Origin of the sequence: Mesorhizobium tianshanense, from assembly GCF_007830515.1 — a bacterium.
Lineage (GTDB): Bacteria > Pseudomonadota > Alphaproteobacteria > Rhizobiales > Rhizobiaceae > Mesorhizobium > Mesorhizobium tianshanense.
Genome location: NZ_VLKT01000016.1, coordinates 1 through 18762, shown reverse-complemented (window position 1 = coordinate 18762; position 18762 = coordinate 1). Strand labels below are relative to the sequence as shown.

Genomic DNA, 18762 nt, shown 5'->3' with positions numbered 1-18762 from the left:
CCAATCTGGGAGGATTGTCATGACGTCGACGGCGCAGGAACTGCATCCAGCCCCAACGCTGGAGCCGGGCAGGACGATCCTCGAACTCAAAGGGCTGGAAAAGCAGTACCCCGGCACGCACGCGTTGAAGCCGGTGAGCCTCGCCTTCAAGTCCGGTGAAATCCACGCCATCGTCGGCGAGAACGGCGCCGGCAAATCCACGCTGATCAAGCTTCTGACCGGCGTCATGCCGCGCACATCCGGCGACGTCATCTGGGAGGGCAAGCCGGCAGCACTGGCGACGCCGCATGAGGCGATGGCGCTCGGCATCAATGCCGTGCATCAGGAGGTCGTTCTGTGCCGCCATCTCACTGTTGCGGCCAACATGTTCCTCGGCGAGGAGGATTCCCGCTTCGGCATCTTGCAGCAGCGGGCCATGGTCAGGGAAGCGCAGAAGATCATCGACGATCTCGGCTTCGATCTGCCGGCGCATGTCGTGCTGGGTGACCTGACCATAGGCCAGCAGCAGCTGATCGCCGCCGCCCGCGCCACCGTGCGCGGCACCAAGTTCCTGATCTTCGACGAACCGACCGCCTATCTCACCCGGAAGGAAGCCGACCAGCTGTTCACGCTGATCCGCCGGCTGAAGGGCGAAGGCGTCACCATCATCTACATCAGCCACCGCATGGAAGAGGTGTTCGAGCTCGCCGACCGCGTCTCGGTGCTGCGCGACGGCACGCTTGTCGGCACCAGGAACATCGCCGAGACCAACGACGCCGAGCTGGTCAAGATGATGATCAACCGCTCGATCGAGCAAGTCTATCACAAGGAGCATTTTACCCCGGGTGCGACGCTCCTCGAAGCCAGAAATCTCTCCGGCAAGGGCTTCGAAAATGTCTCGATGACGGCTCGTGCCGGCGAAATCGTCGGCCTCTACGGCCTGATCGGTGCCGGGCGCAGCGAGTTCGTCACCACGCTCTACGGCCGTCATCGCAAGTCGGCCGGCCAGATCCTCTGGGAGGGCAAGGAGGTTCAGATCAACTCGGAGCATGACGCTATCAGGCTCGGCATGGCGCTGGCGCCGGAAAGCCGCCGCGATCAGGGCCTCTGCCTCAACCTGCCGGTCGGCCTCAATCTCAATCTGCCGATCTACAAGCGCATTTCCAGCAATCTGCTGATCTCCAGCGCACAGGAGAAGACCGAGGCGGATCGCCAGATCGCCAATCTCAGGATCAAGACGCCGACGCGCAACGCGCTCGCCTCCAGTCTGTCCGGCGGCAACCAGCAGAAGATCGTCATCGGCAAATGGCTGGCGCACGGCGCCAGGCTGTTCATTTTCGACGAGCCGACGGTTGGCGTCGATGTCGGCACCAAGGCCGAGATCTACCGCCTGTTCGGCGAACTGTTGTCCAAGGGCGCCGGCATCATCCTGATCTCGTCCTATCTGCCCGAGGTCTATGAACTGGCCGACACGCTGCATGTGTTCCGGCGCGGCAAACTGGTGGCCACTCATGGTTTCCACACCGCCGATCATGAGGAAATTCTCACACAGGCGCTCGCCGAAAAACAAGAAAAGCTGGGAGGACAGATATGAGCACCGAGGCGATTGCTGCCGAAAAACCGAAGCGGAACTACAACGCCCTGTTCGGGTTGACGCTGCTGGCGCTGCTGGTGCTGTTGTGGGTCATCCTATCGGTGGCGACGCCGAGCTTCGCCTCCACCAACAACATCTCGAACTTGTTGCGGCAAGGTTCGATGATCGCGATCCTGGCGGTCGGCCAGACCTTCGTCATCATCACCGGTGGCATCGACCTTTCCGTCGGCGCCGTCGTTGGCTTCGCAACCGTCATCGCGGCGATGCTGATCAATGCCGGGGTGCCGGTTATCCTCGCCATCCTGATCACCTTGCTGGTCGGTGTCGCCATCGGCCTGTTCCACGGCTTCGGCATCGTCAAGATGGGCCTGCCGCCCTTCATCATCACGCTGGCGACGCTGACATCCTTGCGCGGCATCGGCCTTTTGATGACCAACGGCAACTCGATTTCGATCAACAACGATGCCTTCCAGCTTTTCTCGCGTAGCTCCTTCCTCGGCATCCCCAACCTGTTCTGGATGGTGATCCTCGTCGGTATCCCGGCCTATGTCTTCCTGCATCACAGCCGCTGGGGCCGTTATCTGTTCTCGGTCGGCTCCAATGCCGAGGCTTCGCGACTTTCCGGCGTCAATGTCCAGCGCACTATCTACATGGCCTATACGCTGTCAGGCCTGTGCGCGGCTTTCGTCGGTGTGCTGCTCGCGTCGCGCATCGGCATCGGCAATCCGACGCAGGCCGAGGGCTGGGAGTTGCAGGCGATCGCCTCGTCCGTGATCGGCGGCACCTCGCTGTTCGGCGCCGTCGGCTCCGTGCACGGACCGCTGCTCGGCGCCTTCATCCTCGCCACCATCAACAATGGCGCCAATCTGCTCAACGTCAACGCCTTCTGGCAACGCATCATCACCGGCGTGCTGATTATCGTCATCGTCTATTTCGACGGCCTGCGCCGCCGCGGCAAGTAGACCATCTTAACAACCGCCGGCCCGGCGCTAGCGGGGCTGGCGGTGCCATGAACCGACTGGATCGAAGCATGAAAGCCGTCGTCTGCCGCTCGCCCGGCGATCTTGTTCTGGAAGACCGCCCGGTGCCGGGCGCACCACCGCCCGGCTGGGCGCTGGTTGCGGTCAGCCATGTCGGCATCTGCGGCACCGACTATCATATCTTCGAGGGCAAGCATCCGTTCCTCGCCTATCCGCGCATCATGGGCCACGAGGTTTCCGGCACTGTGATCGAGGCCGGCGACGGCGTCGATCTGGCCGTCAGCGAACCGGTGATCATCAACCCCTATCTCGCCTGCGGCAGATGCATCGCCTGCCGGCAAGGCAAGCCGAATTGCTGCGTCAGGATCGAAGTGCTCGGCGTCCATCGCGACGGCGCCATGTGTGAACGGATCCTGGTGCCGGCGCAAAATCTCTATCCGGCCAACGGCCTGTCGTTGGCGGATGCCGCCGCCGTCGAGTTCCTGGCGATCGGGGCGCATGCAGTACGGCGCGCGCTGGCTGATCCCGGCGCGCGCACGGTGGTCATCGGCGCCGGACCGATCGGCCTCGGCACGGCGCTGTTTGCCCGCATCGCCGGTCTCGACACGACGCTGCTCGACATGAGCGCCGAGAGGCTCGGTTTCGCCGCAAGCGAACTCGGCTTTGCGACCCTTGACGGTTCACGGGCGGCAGCAACCGACCTGGTGCGGGAGGCGACCGGCGGCGAAGGTTTCGACGTGGTCTTCGACGCCACCGGCAACACCCAGTCCGTCCAGTCGGCCTTCGCCCATGTCGCGCATGGCGGGACGCTTGTCCTGGTCAGCGTCGTCAAGGACGACATCGTCTTTTCCGACCCCGAATTCCACAAGCGCGAAATGACGCTTGTAGGCAGCCGCAACGCGCTGCGTGCAGATTTCGACCATGTCGCTGCCTCGATCCGCGACGGTGCTGTACCACTGGCAAAGCTCGTCACCCATCGCTCGACGCTTGGCGACACACCGCGCGACCTCGCCCGCTGGGCGCATGAGAAATCCGGCCTGATCAAGGCCGTCATCCAGGTCGGATGAGACCTATCAGCGATTATCTTAAAGCGCCGACAATTTGAGTTCGACCCGCTCAGCCGGAAACCGCGTTTCGGCGAACTGGATCGGCTGTCCGTCCGGCGTGACATTGACGGCGACCGTGACCAGAACGATGGCGCCGGGCTGCAGATCGAGATCGGCGAGATCGGCGGCATCCGCATGGCGCGCCGACAGCACGGTCGATTGCCTGAGATAGTCACCGATGCCGAAGCGCTCGAGCGAGGCGGTGACCGATCCGGTTTCGGCCATGGCGGCATCGATGCCTGCGAAGCGTCCCGCGTCGAACCAGCTGGTGGCGCGCGACACCGGCTGCCCGTCGGCTTCGCCGCGTGTCTCCAAGCGTATCACATTCGAACCTTTGGCAAGCCCCAGCCCTTCGGCAACGCGCCGGCTGGCCGGCTCGACCACCGATACGAGCAGCACGCTGCGGCGCTCTAACGCTTGCCCCTGCAGGCCTTCCGAAAAACGCGTGCGAGAACCTATCGGATAGGACAGGCGCTTGCGCGACAGTATGAAAGTGCCGCGCCCTTGCTCGGCCCTGAGCACGCCATCCTGCACAAGGGCTGCGATGGCGCTGCGCACCGTGTGACGGTTGACGCCATAGCGCTCTGCCAGTGCGACTTCCGGCGGCAGCGCGGCATTCTCGGCAAACTCGCCGACGGCGATCGAATGCAGTATCTGGTCGGTGATCTGCCGCCACAGCGAGACGCCGGTGCGCCGCTCCAGGCTGCTGGCCATCTGCCGCCCGATCATTCGTTGCCCCCGAACTTTTCGTCCCTGTCATGCATCCGTCATGGACTCGCATTAGGGAATAGGTGTAATTTGTATAATTGTCTAAATCAATAGACAAATTTTCAGCAAGAAGGAAGGGCCATGAGAGGACAGGAAGCGCGCGATCAGGCTGAGCGCAAGGCCGTCATGGCGACGCTGGCGCAATCGACCGGCGACGACATCGTCCGCCTCTGGAATGAAGCCGGCCTGCCTTCGGAAGCGGAACTCCTGCGCGGACCCGAAACCGGCCTGGTCACCGTGCGTGGCCGTATCGGCGGCGGCGGCGCGCCGTTCAACGTCGGCGAGGCGACGGTCACCCGCGCGACCGTCCGGCTGGCATCCGGGCAGGTCGGCCACTGCTACGCGCTCGGCCGCGACAAGCAGAAGGCAAGGCTGGCGGCAATCGCCGACGCGCTCTGGCAGGATCCTAACCATCGTGACGAGGTCGAGACCAAAATCATCGCGCCCCTTCAGGCGACACAAGCCAGCGCACGTGAACGGCGGCGCGCCGAGACGGCGGCAACGAAGGTCGATTTCTTCACCATGGTACGCGGAGAAGACTGATGGATATCGCAACCCAAGCGATCGAGGGCGGCTTCGCCGATCCGGTGTTCGACGCGCAGACGGTGTTCCGCGCCGTGATGGACGCGATGGCGCGGCCGGGCACCCTGCAGCCCCTGCCGGTCTTTGCCCGCCCGCCAACGCCGCTGTCGGCCACCGCAGGCGCCATCGCGCTGGCGCTGTGCGACAACGACACGCCGCTCTGGCTCGACCCGGTTTTGCAGGCTCCAGCAGCGGTGAAATCCTGGCTTGGCTTCCACACCGGCGCGCCACTGGCCAACACGCCGGCCGACGCGCATTTCGCGCTGATCGCAGCACCTGCCGAAATGATGGCGCTCGACGGCTTTTCACAAGGCACCCAGGACTATCCCGACCGCTCGACGACGCTGATCCTGCAAGTCGGCGATCTTGTTTCAGGTGCCCCTCTGCTGCTCGAAGGTCCCGGCATCGAAAGAACCGCGACAATCGCGCCGGCGCAGATGCCGCGCCATTTCGTCGAACAGTGGAAGCAGAACAACCAGCGCTTTCCGCGTGGCGTCGACATCGTCCTCGCCACCCCCGACGGCGTTACTTGCCTGCCGCGCACGACGCGCATCAAGACGATGGAGGCGTGATATGTATGTCGCGGTAAAAGGCGGCGAAGCGGCCATTGCCAACGCCCACGCCCTGCTCGCCGACCGCCGGCGCGGCGACCGCTCGGTGCCGGCGCTTCGCCTCGACCAGATCGTCGAGCAACTGGCGCTCGGCGTCGACCGCGTGATGAGCGAAGGCTCGCTCTACGACCGTGAATTGGCGGCACTCGCGATCGTCCAGGCGCGCGGCGACATGATCGAGGCGATCTTCCTGGTTCGCGCCTATCGCACGACGCTGCCGCGCTTCGGCTATACCAATGCCATCGACACCGGCGCGATGCTGGTCGAGCGGCGCGTGTCGGCGACCTACAAGGATCTGCCCGGCGGCCAGCTCCTCGGCCCGACCTTCGACTACACCCACCGGCTGCTCGATCCCGAACTCGCCGCGGGCGGCGACGTCGCTGAGCCGCTGCAGCGCCCCGGTGAGGCGGAGGCCATGCCGCGCGTCTCCGCGATCCTCGCCCGCGAAGGCCTGATCGAGCCTGATGGCGAGATGCCGCAGGACCATGTCCCCGGCGACATCACCCGCGAGCCGCTGGAATTCCCGATGGCGCGCGACATCCGCCTGCAGGCGCTATCGCGCGGCGACGAGGGTTTTCTGCTGGCGCTGGGCTACTCCACGCAGCGCGGCTATGCCCGCAACCATCCGTTTGTCGGCGAGGTTCGCATCGGCGAGGTCGAGTTGGAACTCGACGTGCCGGAACTGCCCTTCACTGTCCCGCTCGGCTGCGTGCGTGTCACCGAGTGCCAGATGGTCAACCAGTTCAAGGGCTCGGCCAAGGCGCCGCCGCAATTCACCCGCGGCTACGGCCTCGTCTTCGGCCAGAGCGAGCGCAAGGCGATGGCCATGGCGCTGTGCGACCGGGCGCTGCGCGCCTCGGAATTCGGCGAAGACGTTGTTGCCGCGGCCCAAGACGAGGAGTTCGTCATCTCGCATTCCGACAACGTCCAGGCGACCGGCTTCGTCGAGCATCTGAAGCTGCCGCACTATGTCGACTTCCAGGCCGAGCTCGACCTGGTGCGCCGCATGCGCGCCGAGCACGACGCCCGCGAAAACGCTGGCAAGGCCGAAGAGAAAAGGGAGGCCGCGGAATGACCGCACAACCGACCGACATCGCCACTTACAACTTCGCCTATCTCGACGAGCAGACCAAGCGGATGATCCGCCGGGCGATCCTCAAGGGCATCGCCATTCCCGGCTATCAGGTGCCGTTCGCCTCACGCGAAATGCCGATGCCCTATGGCTGGGGCACCGGTGGCGTCCAGGTCACCGCTTCGATCATCGGCCCGGACGACGTGCTGAAAGTCATCGACCAGGGCGCCGACGACACCACCAATGCCGTCTCGATCCGCGCCTTCTTCAAGAAGGTCGCCAATGTCGCCGTCACCACGCAGACGGCGAAGGCGACCATCATCCAGACCCGCCACCGCATCCCCGAGCATCCGCTGGGCGCGGGCCAGGTGCTGGTCTATCAGGTGCCGATCCCCGAACCGCTGCGCTTCCTCGAGCCGCGCGAGACCGAAACGCGCAAGATGCATGCACTGGAGGAATACGGCCTCATGCATGTGAAGCTCTACGAGGACATCGCCAGGCACGGCCGCATCGCCACCACCTACGCCTATCCGGTCAAGGTCGAGGGCCGCTATGTGATGGACCCGTCGCCGACGCCGAAATTCGACAATCCGAAGATGCACCGTTCGCCGGCTTTGCAGCTTTTCGGCGCCGGTCGCGAAAAGCGCATCTATGCGCTGCCGCCCTTCACCGAGGTGGTCAGCCTCGACTTCGAGGACCATCCGTTCGAGGTGCAGACCTTCGATCAGCCCTGCGCGCTGTGCGCGGCCGAGAACGTCTATCTCGACGAGGTTATCCTCGACGACCATGGCGGCCACATGTTCGTCTGCTCCGACACCGACCATTGCGAGAAGCGGCGCGAAGAAGGCCATCGCGGCCACCTTGCGCCTGAAACCCATCTTGCCCCAGAAAAAATGGAGCCGACGCAATGACCGACGAACCGCTGCTGCGTGTCTCGGCGCTGTCCAAATTCTATGGCTCGCGCGTTGGCTGCGAGAACGTCACCTTCGACCTGTGGCCGGGCGAGGTGCTGGCGGTGGTCGGTGAGTCCGGTTCCGGCAAGACGACGCTGCTCAACTGCCTGTCGACCCGGCTGCTGCCGAGCTCCGGTACCGCCAGCTACCGCATGCGGGACGGCCAGTTCCGCGAGCTCTACCGCATGAGCGAGGCCGAGCGCCGCTTCCTGATGCGCACCGACTGGGGTTTCGTCCATCAGAACCCCGCTGACGGCTTGCGCATGACGGTGTCGGCCGGCGCCAATGTCGGCGAGCGGCTGATGGCGGTCGGCGACCGCCACTATGGGAAAATCCGGGCCACGGCGGTCGATTGGCTGTCGCGTGTCGAGATCGACGAGGATCGCATCGACGACGAACCGCGCGCCTTTTCCGGCGGCATGCGCCAGCGCCTGCAGATCGCCCGCAACCTCGTCACCGGGCCGCGGCTGGTGTTCATGGACGAGCCGACCGGCGGCCTCGACGTCTCGGTGCAGGCGCGCCTGCTCGATTTGCTGCGCGGGCTGGTCACCGATCTCTGCCTGGCGGCCATCGTCGTCACCCACGACCTTGCGGTGGCGCGTCTGCTATCGCAGCGCATGATGGTGATGAAGGACGGCCGCGTCGTCGAAAGCGGCCTCACCGACCGCGTGCTCGACGATCCGCGCGCGCCCTACACCCAGCTTCTTGTCTCTTCCATTCTGCAGGTCTAGCCGCATGATCCCGAACCAAAGGTCCGCGACAGCGAAAAGTGGAAGCCGGTTTTCGGATCAGATCATGCGGCAACACAAAGGACTCTGACCATGGCAACCCCTCTCGTTGTCTCCGACGTCGCCAAGAGCTTCACCATGCATCTGCGCGACGGCATCAAATTACCTGTCGTCGCCGGCGTGTCGTTCTCGCTAAGGGCCGGCGAATGCACCGTGCTCGGTGGCCCGTCCGGCGCCGGCAAGAGCTCGATCCTGAAGATGCTCTACGGCAACTATGCCGTCGATGAAGGCCAGATCATCGTCCAGCATGAGGACGGGCTCATCGATCTCGCGACGGCCAGCCCACGCAAAGTGCTTGCCGTGCGCCGGCTCACGATCGGTTATGTCAGCCAGTTCCTGCGCACCGTGCCGCGCGTCACGGCGCTGGATGTCGTCGCCGAACCGCTGGTCGAACGCGGCGAGGACCGTGCGGTTGCGCGCGGCAAGGCACGCGGCTTGCTGGCTCAGCTCAACCTGCCGGAAAAACTCTGGGCGCTGCCGCCGGCGACGTTTTCCGGCGGCGAGCAGCAGCGCGTCAACATCGCACGCGGCTTCATCACCGAGCATCCGATCCTGCTGCTCGACGAGCCGACCGCTTCGCTCGATGCCAGGAACCGCGACGTGGTGATTGCGCTGATCGCGGCCAAGAAGGCGGCCGGCGTCGCCCTGCTCGGCATCTTCCACGATCACGACGTGCGCGAGGCGGTGGCCGACCGCGTCATCGACGTGACCGCCTTCGCCGCCGGGAAAATCGCCGCATGACCAGAAAACTGTCGGAGGCGCCGCTGGTCCACGAGACGGCGGAAGTCGAGGGCTCGACGCTCGGCCGCTGGACCGAGATCGCCGAACGCTGCCGGGTTTCGGAAAGCACGCTGGGCGACTATTCCTACATGATGCAGGACTGCGGCGTCTGGTGCGCGGCGATCGGCAAGTTCGCCAACATCGCCGCCAATGTACGCATCAACGCCACCAACCATCCGACCTGGCGGCCGGCGCTGCACCATTTCACCTATCGCGCTTCGGACTATTGGGACGACGCCGAGCACGAGAGCGAATTCTTTGCCCAGCGCCGCGCCAAGCGCGTCACCATCGGCCACGACACCTGGCTTGGTCACGGCTCGACAATCCTGCCCGGCGTCACCATCGGCGATGGCGCGGCGGTCGGCGCCGGCGCGGTGGTGTCGAAGGACGTCGCGCCCTACACCATCGTCGGCGGCGTGCCGGCGAAGCCGATCCGCCAACGCTTCGACCGCCGCACGGCCGAGCGATATCAGGCACTTGCCTGGTGGGATTGGGACCATGCCCGCCTGCGCGCCGCGCTCGACGATTTTCGCGCGCTTTCGGCGGAAGCGTTCCTGGAGAAACACGGCGGGTAGCGCCAATGCGGTTCTCGGACGCGGCTGGGAAACTGCGTGGTGTTCACGCAGATACGCAGATGCTAATATAAGGGATGTTTGAGGGTTTCATGCAATCCTTGCGGAAGGACAACCCGGCTTCACCGACCCCTCGCGTGGAGCCAAGAATTGTGTCTGCCTTTGTCGTTCTGATCGTTCTTGGCATCATCATAGCCACTGGTTGGCCTTGATCGGTGCCCATCTCTTACAAGATATCTTGACCGTGCTGACCATTCGTCCCGCCGCCCCGGCCGACACAGATGCAATCTGGTCCATTCTCGAACCCGTTCTGCGGGCTGGCGAAACCTATGCGCTGCCCCGCGAGTGGAACCGCAGGCAGGCGCTGGAGTACTGGTTTTCCGACGGTCACGAGGTGTTTGTGGCCGATGACGGCGGCGATGTGATCGGCTGCTACTATCTCCACGCCAATCAGCGTGGCGGCGGCGCGCATGTCGCCAATTGCGGATATATCACCTCCGCCGCCTCGAGCGGCCGCGGTGTGGCCACCGCAATGTGTGAGCACTCCCTGCAAAGGGCTGCCGAACAGGGCTATCGGGCCATGCAGTTCAATCTCGTCATCAGCACCAACGAGCGCGCGGTAAACCTTTGGCGCAGGCTTGGTTTCGACATTGTCGGAACAATCCCCAAAGCGTTTGAACATCCCCGACTCGGTTTCGTCGATGCCTTGGTCATGCATCGGATGTTATAGGCGTCCCACAACCGCTCGCGTCGCCGGCCCGAGCGATCGCCACCGCGTGACATTGTCGTCGCCGAGCAAGCCCGTTTCTTATCCCTGACATGACTCAAAAACCTAAGGCCGGCATGACGCTGCGCACCTGTGGGCGGTAACAAAACTGACATCAATCCGACACCGCAGGTTCATGCGGCTGCGCTAGCGAGGGTTAACAGGCCTTCAAACGCGACTGGACTGGAATTTGCCTATGTCAGCCCCCCTGCCGGCAACCTCAGCCACGCTTGAGATCCGCGGCATTACCCGCCGGTTTGGCAAGAACACCGCCGTCAGCAATGTCGATATCTCGATCCCGCACGGTCAGATGGTCGGCATCATCGGCCGTTCCGGCGCCGGCAAGTCGACGCTTTTGCGCATGATCAACCGCCTCATCGATCCGAGCCAAGGGTCGATTTTTTTTGACGGGGCTGAAGTCTCGCGGTTGCGCGGCTCGCCGCTCCGGCGCTGGCAGCGCGATTGCGCCATGATCTTTCAGCAGTTCAACCTTGTGCCGCGCCTCGACGTCCTAACCAATGTGCTGCTCGGCCGTCTCAATCACCGTTCGACCCTTGTCAATCTGCTCGGCGTCTTCTCCCGCGAGGAACGGGCCGAGGCGATCGCGGCACTCGAGCGTCTCGACATCGCCCGCACGGCGCTGCAGCCGGCCGGCACCTTATCGGGCGGCCAGCAGCAGCGCGTCGCGATTGCCCGCGCCATGATGCAGAAGCCGAAGGTGATCCTCGCCGACGAGCCGATCGCCTCGCTCGACCCGCTCAACGCCAAGGTGGTGATGGATTCGCTGCAGGACATCAATCTGCGCGAGGGCCTCACCGTCGTCACCAATCTGCACACGCTGGATACCGCGCGCACCTATTGCAACCGCATCATCGGCATGGCCGCCGGCAAGGTCGTGTTCGACGGCCCTCCCGAAGACCTCAATCGCGAGGCCGTGCGCATGGTCTATGGTGCCGACAGCAATGGCGGCGAAATCTCCGAGGCCATCACCTCGACCAGCGTCACCATCAAGCCAAAAATCGCTGCATCCGCCGGACTGCTCGAGCCCGCATTCCCTGGCTACTAGCTCCATGATCCCACCAAGTGGATACCGGTATACGAAAGATCATGGACAACCAAAAGAGCGCCTGGATCGCTAGCCCGCGTCAAGGGCGCTGTCAAAATTTCGAACGCTGCCGGCGCGATGCCGGAACCAACAGGAGAGACGAAATGTTCAAAAAGATACTTTTCGGTGCCGTTTCCATCCTCGCCACGGCGGTAGGCGCGGTCCAGGCACAGGACCTGAAGGAATTCCGAGTCGGCATTCTGGGCGGCGAGAACGAAGCCGACCGCCTGCGCAACTACCAGTGCTTCTCCGATCACATCAAGGACGTCCTCGGCGTCGAGAAGGTTTCGCTGTTCCCGGCCGCTGATTACGACGGCGTCATCCAGGGCCTGCTCGGCGGCACGCTCGACTTTGCCGAACTGGGCGCTTCCGCCTACGCCAAGGTTTATCTCGAGAACAAGGATGCGGTTCAGCCGATCCTGACGACGATCCAGACCGACGGTTCGACCGGCTACCGTGCGGTCATGGTCGCCCGTGCCGATTCCGGCATCAAGACGCTCGCCGACATGAAGGGCAAGAAACTCGGTTTCGCCGATCCCGATTCGACGTCTGGTTACCTGATCCCGGTCACGTCGCTGCCCAAGGACATCGGCACGGATGTGAAGAGCTACTTCGCGTCGACCGGTTTCGGCGGCGGCCATGAACAGCTTGTCCTTGAGGTTCTGAAGGGCACGTTCGATGCCGGCACCACCTGGGCCTCCGGCGTCGGCGACTTCAAGGACGGCTACAGCTCGGGCAATCTGCGCAAGATGGTCGACAAGGGTGTCCTCAAGATGGATGACCTTGTCGAACTGTGGCAATCGCCGCTGATCCCGAACGGCCCGTTGGTCGTGCGTACGTCGATCGACGCCGGCGCCAAGCAGAAGATCACCGATTTCCTGACCAAGCTTCCGGAAACCGATCCGGCCTGTTTCTCGGCGATACAAGGCGGCGATTACAAGGGCTACTCGCCGGTTACCCCGGAATTTTATCAGCCGATCATCGACGCGCGTAAGGCGAAGATCGGCTCGTAAGCAAACTGCCCGACGCCGCCGGGGCCATGTGCCACCGGCGGCGTTGCCGCATCAGGGCCGGGGATCTATCGATGAGTGCGACCGACGTTCACCGCGCGCCTGCGCTTTCGCCTGAGGGAGCCACGGTCGAGCGGCACTGGCGCGACCTCGCCGCTCGCCGGCGCCTTTACACGATCGGAGGCCTGGTTTTCCTGCTTCTCGCGCTCTCCAGCTCGCTCTGGTTCGCCAACGAGACCAACGCCGGAAAGTTCTTCGACCGCCTTCCCCACGTCGCCGACTTTTTCGCCGAGTTGAAGCCGCGCGACTGGCTCGACCCGGTGCGCGCGCTGTTCGACCTGCCGTCTCCCTACGACGATGGCAGCCTCAAGTTCGACTACCCCGAAGGCCGGGTCTACCTGACCCAAGGCATCTACATTCCGGAGTATTTCCACCGGATGATCGAGACGCTGAACATCGCCCTGTTTTCGACGCTCGTGGGCTCCACATTCGGTTTCCTGCTCTGCTTCTTGGCCGCAGGCAATATCACGGCCAGCCGCTGGCTCCGTTTCGCCACGCGCCGCTTCCTTGAAATCGTCCGCGCCTTTCCCGAAATTGTCATTGCCGGCTTCTTTCTGGCGATCTTCTCGCTTGGACCCATTCCGGCGATCCTCGCGGTCAGCATTCATACCGTCGGCGCGCTCGGAAAAATGTTCTTCGAAGTGGTCGAGAATGCCGACATGAAGCCTGAAGAAGGTTTGCGTGCCGTTGGCGCCAACTGGGTCGAGCGGGTGTGGTTCGGCATCGTGCCCCAGGTTTTGCCCAACTTCATGAGCTATTTCCTGCTTCGCTTCGAGATCAATGTGCGCGCTTCGACCATTCTCGGCGCCGTCGGCGCCGGCGGCATCGGCGAAACCCTGCGCCTTTCGATCGGCCGCGGCCATGAGGCCAAGACCATTGCCATCGTCTTTCTGCTGTTCTGCACGATTGTCGCCGTCGACCAGTTTTCGGCGTGGCTGAGACACCGTCTGGTCGGCAGACAGGCGTTCGCATACGGGCGCGGAGAATAACGCAATGAACGCCGACGCCATCGACGATATCGCCGCCCGCCATCCGGACGCGTTCCGGCGCTCCCTGTGGAAGCGCTACGCCACCCCGCTCGGTGTTCTTCTGTGCATTCTCTACACTTTCTACTGCGCGTGGTTTTTCTCGGTCGGCGCCGTTCTCGAAAAGGCGAACTGGAACCTTGCCGGCGCCTATCTCGCCGACTGGGTGTCCTACGAAATCCGGCCCGACATCGAGTTCAAGGACAATTATCTGACGATCGACTACTCCCGCTTCTCCAAACTGGGATCCAATCCAGATCCCGACTGGGTAACCAAGCAGATGGCCGTGATCGAGCGGCGGGTCGACGCAGCACCAACACCGGCGATCGCGACCAACAAGTCGTCGCAGGATTCGTTCATGGCACCTGGCGCGCCAACCGCCGAGAACCCGGCCGCCGCGCCAGGGCAACCGGTTCCGGCCGCGCCTGAAACGGTGCGTGAAAAGGCCGTCGTGGCGGCGGACGTCGTCCTCGGCAATGGCCGGATCGCCATCACGCCAAACCTTGTCACCGTGACGCGCGGCGACGAAAGCGTCATCTTCGACATAGCCAGGGACAGTTCTGTCACGCCGCGCACACCGCTGCCTGCCTGGATCGAGCAACGCAGGCCGGGCTCGACCGCCTATGTCTCGTTCGGATTTCTCGGTCGCGCCGAGGTGCAAGATGACGAAGTGATCGCCTGGAGACGTTTCTTCGGCTGGGCCAATTTCGTGTTCGACACGAATTCGCCATTCTGGGGAAAGCCGATCAGTGAGGCCGCCTCGCTGATCGTCTCCGGGGCACGCATCGACTCGTCGCGGTCAAACGCGGCGCTCGCCTGGGACAACGTTCTCAACAACGCCGAGTGGCAGCATGGCGACGTCTGGCTGAAACTCCTGCAAACCATCGTCATGGCTTTTGTCGGCACGGTGCTGGCCTCGATCGTCGCCTTTCCGCTCGCCTTCCTGGCTGCGCGCAACGTCACGCCGAGCCGGATAGCCAACCAGGTAACGAAGCGCTTCTTCGATTTCCAGCGGTCGGTCGACATGCTGATCTGGGCGCTGTTCTTCACCCGCGGCTTCGGTCCGGGGCCGTTGGCCGGCATGTCGGCGATCTTCTTCACCGACACCGGAACCCTGGGCAAACTCTATTCCGAGGCGCTGGAAAATATCGACGACAAGCAGCGCGAGGGCATCCGCTCGGTCGGCGCAACGCCCGCAATGGTGCAGCGTTACGGCGTGCTTCCCCAGGTTCTGCCGGTATTCCTCAGCCAATCCCTCTATTTCTGGGAATCGAACACGCGCTCAGCGACGATCATAGGCGCAGTCGGCGCCGGCGGCATCGGCCTGAAATTGTGGGAGGCCATGCGCACTAACACCAACTGGGCCAATGTTTTCTACATGGTTCTGCTGATCCTGCTTGTCGTCTTTATCTTCGACAACATCTCCAGCTACCTGCGCCGCAAACTGATGGGGACCATCGCAAACGGCAACGACGAGCGGCGCGCTCGCCTGCCGCCGGCGGCTCAGATCGCCTGAGAGGGAGGCTCGGTCCTAGTGGTGAAAGTCTGACACTTGGTACCGGTGGACGGCAAGAACCGGCCCGAAGCCGACTTACCTCTGCTGCAACGTGCACGACTGCTTTGCGACCCATGTCGGCCGTTCCAGGCGCCTTTGCCTCCGCCCCGAAGCAGACATTGCGGTTGACCACGCTGGAGGTCGTGGTCGCGCCATTTCTTGACATTCCAGCCGCTTCTCCGAAACGGACCTTCGCTGTGCGACCGCAGTCGACCCGAAGACGACCTTGGCCCGCCGGGTCATGACAGGCAGCCCTACGCCCGCAACTGCCCTTTCCGACCCCAGCGCCGGATCCCGATATCTGCCACGCGAGTCCATGCAGTTGTTGTCCGGCTGTTTGCGCTTGTCACATGTCAATAGCCACAGCCGCGTGACCGCGATCCTGGTTCATTGAGGTCGAACCGTCCGGAAGAAACGCCCTCTCCGAATCGTTCTTCCGCGCGCCCTTAACGAAATAATTGACAGTCCAACCAAAGCGGCGCTCCGTGGCTCAACGGCGATGGATCTTGGCACTCTTGGTTGATGCCGGCCTTCGCCGTCACGATAGGGAGGATGCAATGCCGACAGTCATTGGCCACCATAACATCACAAAGGGAGCGAAGCACTGGCTCGACTCGCCGAAGCGCAAAGAGCTTTTTGGTCCGCTCGGCGTGACCAACATACGAACATTTGTAGATCCACAAAATCCGACTCGGGTGGCCGTTCTTATGGACGTTCCGGACATGGACGCCATGATGAAAGCTATGCAGAGCAAGGAAGCCGCGGATGCGATGGCCTTCGATGGAGTGGTGCCAGAGTCTTTGGTGATCCTGGTCGAATCGCAAGGGTGATTGCTCCGCTGGCCAAGATTAGAAGGGTTTGGTCAGCGATTGCGGTGCGGTTCCGGTCATTCTGGAAAGCGCCCATTATTGGCGTAGAGCCCGCTGGCCACTGGCTTCAAGAGCGGGCCCTGCGCGTGAGCGCCGACGTTGGTCTCGGTCGCGCCAAGGTCAGCCGCTACAGCTTGCGCAACCTAATGCCGGCTCAAGTCCGCAAAGCAACTATTCCGCGCGTTCACGCTGGACTTCCGCTTGCCACCCCAGCCAGTCGTTCGATGCTCATTTCGGGCTTGCTCCGGCTCATGTGTTTGAACTAGCTGGACGCGCCATTGACGGAAGTTCGACGATTAGAGCGAGATGGTCCGCTTCGCGCGCTGATTGCGGGCGCACATCGCTGCTGCCTGGTTGTCGCATCTGGACTAAGCCCGATTCTGCTCTGCGAGGTCACCAACACGATCCGCGCCGTGATGAACCCTCGTTGTCCGCTCAGCAAGCGGTCGCTGCCGATGCAAGCGGTCTTATGGTCCGGTCCCCGCAACGAAACCATTTCGGCTTCGTCGGTGCCCGAATTTTGCACGATTCTATTGCCTGAGCCGATTGGTGCTACACTGGCAAGCCAGTTAACGCGACGGACCTGTGTTCGGTGATATGACCAAAGTAACCGCTTTACCCGACAGAGTGGATTTCGACGTGGCCGCAGATGAGACCTTGCTTGAGGCGGCTCTCAGATCGGGCGTGCCATTTGCCCACGCATGCGGCGGCAGGGCGAAATGCTCGACATGCCGCGTTTGGGTTCTCGACGGCATTGAGGCTTGCCCGGACCGGAATCCGGACGAAACCCTGATGGCCAACCGGTTGAGATTGGCCGATGAGGTTCGGCTGGCCTGTCAGCTCAGGCCGGAAGGCGAGCTTCGCGTCCGACGCCTGGTGCTAGACGAAACCGACATGATGATCACCAGCCAACTTGGCGCTTCTGCCGCGACGCGTTGCGGCGAAGCAAGGCATGTTGCGGTCTTCTTCAGCGACATTGTAGATTTCACAGCGCTGTCGGAGCGGCTTTCCCCCTACGACGTGATGTATCTGCTCAATCGCTACTTCGCCCAGGTCGGCGACATCATCGAGCAGAATGGCGGTTTCATCGACAAACTGATCGGCGATGGGCTCATGGCAATATTCGGCATCGACGACCAGCCCGACGCTCCGCTCCGCGCCGTGAACGCCGCACTTCAGACCCTCGCCACAGTCGATCGTCTGAAGCCGTTCTTTGCCTCGATGTATGGCATCGATTTCGATATTCGTATCGGCCTCAACTATGGCGAAGCCGTCATCGGCACATTGGGTTTTGCTGGACACGAACGTCTCACGGCCATCGGCGACGTTGTAAATCTGGCCAGCCGGGTCGAGGCCGCCAATAAAGATGCCGGTACGCGATTGCTGATATCCGAGGCCCTCCGCGACCAGATCGCCGACAAGGTGGAAATCGGCGACTTCGTCAGGGTACGCCTTCGCGGTACCGGCGAGCGCACAAGCCTGTTCGAGATCGTCAGGCTGAAGCCCGAAATTGACGCCGAACTGAATGCCAGACGGCCTCGCGAAACCATCCGTCAGGGCGGCAGGAGGTGGATTCGCGCTTTTGCCGAAGGCGAGCTTGAACCCCACGAACGCCGGATTCTCGATTTTGAAGATTACGACATCGTCGTCGTTCGCGGATCCGATAGCTATTGCGCCTTCAACAATGCCTGCCCGCATCTTCATCTGCCGCTCTACGAGCGCCGAAGTTCCGCTCAGGCCGAAAAGCTGAAGCTCCCACACACGGAGAGCACGATCACCGCAGATCTTGGCTTGGTCTGCCGCTGGCATCAGAGTTGTTTCGACCTGTCTACTGGCGAAATCAGGGGGTGGGCGCGGCTGCAGCAGGATGGTACTGCGCCAGGCTATGAATTCGCTGGTGACATTTCGAAAAACCGCGCAAAGCTGATCGTGTATCCCTGCCGAAAGCAGGACGGCTTTGTGTGGATCGGGCTCGAGTGAAAACGGTCCAATATTTCAGTTTTTCCGTCGCGGTCCCATGTTGCCTTTTCACCGAAGCTGACCTTCGCGGAACCTATTACAATTGTCCGGATCGGGTCACGACCGCTGGTTCCGGCCAATGTCGGTTTTCAAGAAAAGAATTCCGCTCCGGAAGGTCGCGTTTGGGTCACGACCGCTGGTTCCGGCCAATGTCGGTTTTCAAGAAAAGAATTCCGCTCCGGAAGGTCGCGTTTGGGTCACATCGAGACCACCCTTTGAGCGCAGCGTACGTCCGCTTCCCCATTTCGACGGCCGAAAACTGTCAGTCCGCTGCCGTGAAGAGTTTCGGGCGCCGGCAGGCGTACGAAAGTCCCCGAGGAAGGAACCCGCGGGCCCCAGGCGATGGCTATGGGGATTTCGGATTTCGGCAGATGTCGGCGATTGCGCGACCGCCGTCGGGAAGCTCTGGGGTGAATGCGGACAGACCGCTTCGTTGCGCCTCCGCGCGGTGTTGTCGGGACGGTGGGCAGCTGGGCGCGGCCCTGTCGGCGCCGATGATCACCATGGACGCGCGTGGGTTCGCCGCCGGAGGCTGAGTGCCTGCAGCTGAAGGCGGAACCATTCCATG

At 62.9% G+C, this 18762-nt stretch carries 18 protein-coding genes; 17 read left to right on the top strand and 1 reads right to left on the bottom strand.

Features of this window, described 5'->3' with window-relative positions:
- Positions 1 to 19: 19 nt before the first annotated feature.
- The 3 genes from IQ26_RS14350 to IQ26_RS14340 all read left to right on the top strand — a co-directional run bounded on the left by IQ26_RS14350 (position 20) and on the right by IQ26_RS14340 (position 3620).
- On the top strand, positions 20 to 1573 hold the full coding sequence (locus IQ26_RS14350) for a sugar ABC transporter ATP-binding protein (protein WP_145718248.1): 1554 nt from the start codon (positions 20 to 22) through the stop codon (positions 1571 to 1573).
- Positions 1570 to 2535, top strand: coding sequence for an ABC transporter permease (locus IQ26_RS14345; protein WP_145718246.1), 966 nt, complete (start codon positions 1570 to 1572; stop codon positions 2533 to 2535). Before IQ26_RS14350 ends, IQ26_RS14345 begins: the two co-directional genes overlap by 4 nt.
- A gap of 68 nt (positions 2536 to 2603) precedes the next feature.
- On the top strand, positions 2604 to 3620 hold the full coding sequence (locus tag IQ26_RS14340; protein ID WP_145718244.1) for a zinc-binding alcohol dehydrogenase family protein: 1017 nt from the start codon (positions 2604 to 2606) through the stop codon (positions 3618 to 3620).
- Between the two features lie 18 nt (positions 3621 to 3638).
- Here the strand turns inward: IQ26_RS14340 and phnF are convergent, their stop codons facing one another.
- The gene (gene phnF, locus IQ26_RS14335) at positions 3639 to 4388 is read right to left on the bottom strand and encodes a phosphonate metabolism transcriptional regulator PhnF (RefSeq protein ID WP_145718242.1); all 750 of its coding nucleotides are present in this window, start codon (positions 4386 to 4388) and stop codon (positions 3639 to 3641) included.
- 120 nt (positions 4389 to 4508) lie between these two features.
- On the opposite strand from phnF, the gene phnG reads away from it, so the two are divergent.
- The 14 genes from phnG to IQ26_RS14265 all read left to right on the top strand — a co-directional run bounded on the left by phnG (position 4509) and on the right by IQ26_RS14265 (position 18155).
- Complete coding sequence (gene phnG / locus IQ26_RS14330) at positions 4509 to 4970, top strand: phosphonate C-P lyase system protein PhnG (protein WP_145718240.1); 462 nt, start codon at positions 4509 to 4511, stop codon at positions 4968 to 4970.
- The gene (gene phnH, locus IQ26_RS14325) at positions 4970 to 5581 is read left to right on the top strand and encodes a phosphonate C-P lyase system protein PhnH (protein ID WP_145718238.1); all 612 of its coding nucleotides are present in this window, start codon (positions 4970 to 4972) and stop codon (positions 5579 to 5581) included. The genes phnG and phnH overlap by 1 nt, the downstream gene beginning before the upstream one ends.
- Before the next feature lies 1 nt (position 5582).
- On the top strand, positions 5583 to 6695 hold the full coding sequence (locus IQ26_RS14320) for a carbon-phosphorus lyase complex subunit (protein ID WP_145718236.1): 1113 nt from the start codon (positions 5583 to 5585) through the stop codon (positions 6693 to 6695).
- Positions 6692 to 7603 (top strand): alpha-D-ribose 1-methylphosphonate 5-phosphate C-P-lyase PhnJ, encoded by a 912-nt coding sequence (locus IQ26_RS14315; protein ID WP_145718234.1) that lies wholly within the window; start codon positions 6692 to 6694, stop codon positions 7601 to 7603. The genes IQ26_RS14320 and IQ26_RS14315 overlap by 4 nt, the downstream gene beginning before the upstream one ends.
- Positions 7600 to 8376, top strand: a complete 777-nt coding sequence (phnK, locus tag IQ26_RS14310; RefSeq protein ID WP_145718232.1) for a phosphonate C-P lyase system protein PhnK — start codon at positions 7600 to 7602, stop codon at positions 8374 to 8376. The genes IQ26_RS14315 and phnK overlap by 4 nt, the downstream gene beginning before the upstream one ends.
- A 90-nt stretch (positions 8377 to 8466) precedes the next feature.
- Positions 8467 to 9174 (top strand): phosphonate C-P lyase system protein PhnL, encoded by a 708-nt coding sequence (phnL, locus tag IQ26_RS14305; protein WP_145718230.1) that lies wholly within the window; start codon positions 8467 to 8469, stop codon positions 9172 to 9174.
- A complete protein-coding gene (locus IQ26_RS14300; RefSeq protein ID WP_145718228.1) occupies positions 9171 to 9788 on the top strand; it encodes a DapH/DapD/GlmU-related protein in 618 nt (205 codons plus the stop codon). Before phnL ends, IQ26_RS14300 begins: the two co-directional genes overlap by 4 nt.
- A 244-nt stretch (positions 9789 to 10032) precedes the next feature.
- Positions 10033 to 10515: a GNAT family N-acetyltransferase gene (locus IQ26_RS14295; protein WP_145718472.1), complete on the top strand. Its 483-nt coding sequence runs from the start codon at positions 10033 to 10035 to the stop codon at positions 10513 to 10515.
- 232 nt (positions 10516 to 10747) lie between these two features.
- On the top strand, positions 10748 to 11617 hold the full coding sequence (gene phnC, locus IQ26_RS14290; RefSeq protein ID WP_208760159.1) for a phosphonate ABC transporter ATP-binding protein: 870 nt from the start codon (positions 10748 to 10750) through the stop codon (positions 11615 to 11617).
- A 143-nt stretch (positions 11618 to 11760) separates the two neighbouring features.
- Positions 11761 to 12669 carry a phosphonate ABC transporter substrate-binding protein gene (gene phnD / locus IQ26_RS14285; protein WP_145718226.1) on the top strand — a complete coding sequence of 303 codons (909 nt, stop codon included), beginning with the start codon at positions 11761 to 11763 and terminating at the stop codon, positions 12667 to 12669.
- Positions 12670 to 12740: 71 nt separating this feature from the next.
- Positions 12741 to 13715, top strand: coding sequence for a phosphonate ABC transporter, permease protein PhnE (gene phnE, locus IQ26_RS14280; protein ID WP_145718224.1), 975 nt, complete (start codon positions 12741 to 12743; stop codon positions 13713 to 13715).
- Between the two features lie 4 nt (positions 13716 to 13719).
- Positions 13720 to 15267 carry a phosphonate ABC transporter, permease protein PhnE gene (gene phnE / locus IQ26_RS14275; RefSeq protein WP_145718222.1) on the top strand — a complete coding sequence of 516 codons (1548 nt, stop codon included), beginning with the start codon at positions 13720 to 13722 and terminating at the stop codon, positions 15265 to 15267.
- A 596-nt stretch (positions 15268 to 15863) separates the two neighbouring features.
- Positions 15864 to 16136 (top strand): hypothetical protein, encoded by a 273-nt coding sequence (locus IQ26_RS14270; protein ID WP_145718220.1) that lies wholly within the window; start codon positions 15864 to 15866, stop codon positions 16134 to 16136.
- 636 nt (positions 16137 to 16772) lie between these two features.
- Complete coding sequence (locus IQ26_RS14265; protein WP_145718218.1) at positions 16773 to 18155, top strand: adenylate/guanylate cyclase domain-containing protein; 1383 nt, start codon at positions 16773 to 16775, stop codon at positions 18153 to 18155.
- The last annotated feature ends 607 nt before the right edge of the window (positions 18156 to 18762 follow it).

Excerpts from the sequence above, each read along its gene's own strand:
- phnK (WP_145718232.1), top strand. The coding sequence starts at position 7,600 with ATGACCGACGAACCGCTGCTGCGTGTCTCGGCGCTGTCCAAATTCTAT.
- phnE (WP_145718224.1), top strand. The coding sequence starts at position 12,741 with ATGAGTGCGACCGACGTTCACCGCGCGCCTGCGCTTTCGCCTGAGGGA.
- IQ26_RS14265 (WP_145718218.1), top strand. The coding sequence starts at position 16,773 with ATGACCAAAGTAACCGCTTTACCCGACAGAGTGGATTTCGACGTGGCC.
- IQ26_RS14315 (WP_145718234.1), top strand. The coding sequence starts at position 6,692 with ATGACCGCACAACCGACCGACATCGCCACTTACAACTTCGCCTATCTC.
- phnE (WP_145718222.1), top strand. The coding sequence starts at position 13,720 with ATGAACGCCGACGCCATCGACGATATCGCCGCCCGCCATCCGGACGCG.
- phnD (WP_145718226.1), top strand. The coding sequence starts at position 11,761 with ATGTTCAAAAAGATACTTTTCGGTGCCGTTTCCATCCTCGCCACGGCG.
- phnF (WP_145718242.1), bottom strand. The coding sequence starts at position 4,388 with ATGATCGGGCGGCAGATGGCCAGCAGCCTGGAGCGGCGCACCGGCGTC.
- IQ26_RS14340 (WP_145718244.1), top strand. The coding sequence starts at position 2,604 with ATGAAAGCCGTCGTCTGCCGCTCGCCCGGCGATCTTGTTCTGGAAGAC.
- IQ26_RS14270 (WP_145718220.1), top strand. The coding sequence starts at position 15,864 with ATGCCGACAGTCATTGGCCACCATAACATCACAAAGGGAGCGAAGCAC.
- phnG (WP_145718240.1), top strand. The coding sequence starts at position 4,509 with ATGAGAGGACAGGAAGCGCGCGATCAGGCTGAGCGCAAGGCCGTCATG.
- IQ26_RS14345 (WP_145718246.1), top strand. The coding sequence starts at position 1,570 with ATGAGCACCGAGGCGATTGCTGCCGAAAAACCGAAGCGGAACTACAAC.
- phnH (WP_145718238.1), top strand. The coding sequence starts at position 4,970 with ATGGATATCGCAACCCAAGCGATCGAGGGCGGCTTCGCCGATCCGGTG.
- IQ26_RS14350 (WP_145718248.1), top strand. The coding sequence starts at position 20 with ATGACGTCGACGGCGCAGGAACTGCATCCAGCCCCAACGCTGGAGCCG.
- phnL (WP_145718230.1), top strand. The coding sequence starts at position 8,467 with ATGGCAACCCCTCTCGTTGTCTCCGACGTCGCCAAGAGCTTCACCATG.
- IQ26_RS14300 (WP_145718228.1), top strand. The coding sequence starts at position 9,171 with ATGACCAGAAAACTGTCGGAGGCGCCGCTGGTCCACGAGACGGCGGAA.
- IQ26_RS14320 (WP_145718236.1), top strand. The coding sequence starts at position 5,583 with ATGTATGTCGCGGTAAAAGGCGGCGAAGCGGCCATTGCCAACGCCCAC.
- phnC (WP_208760159.1), top strand. The coding sequence starts at position 10,748 with ATGTCAGCCCCCCTGCCGGCAACCTCAGCCACGCTTGAGATCCGCGGC.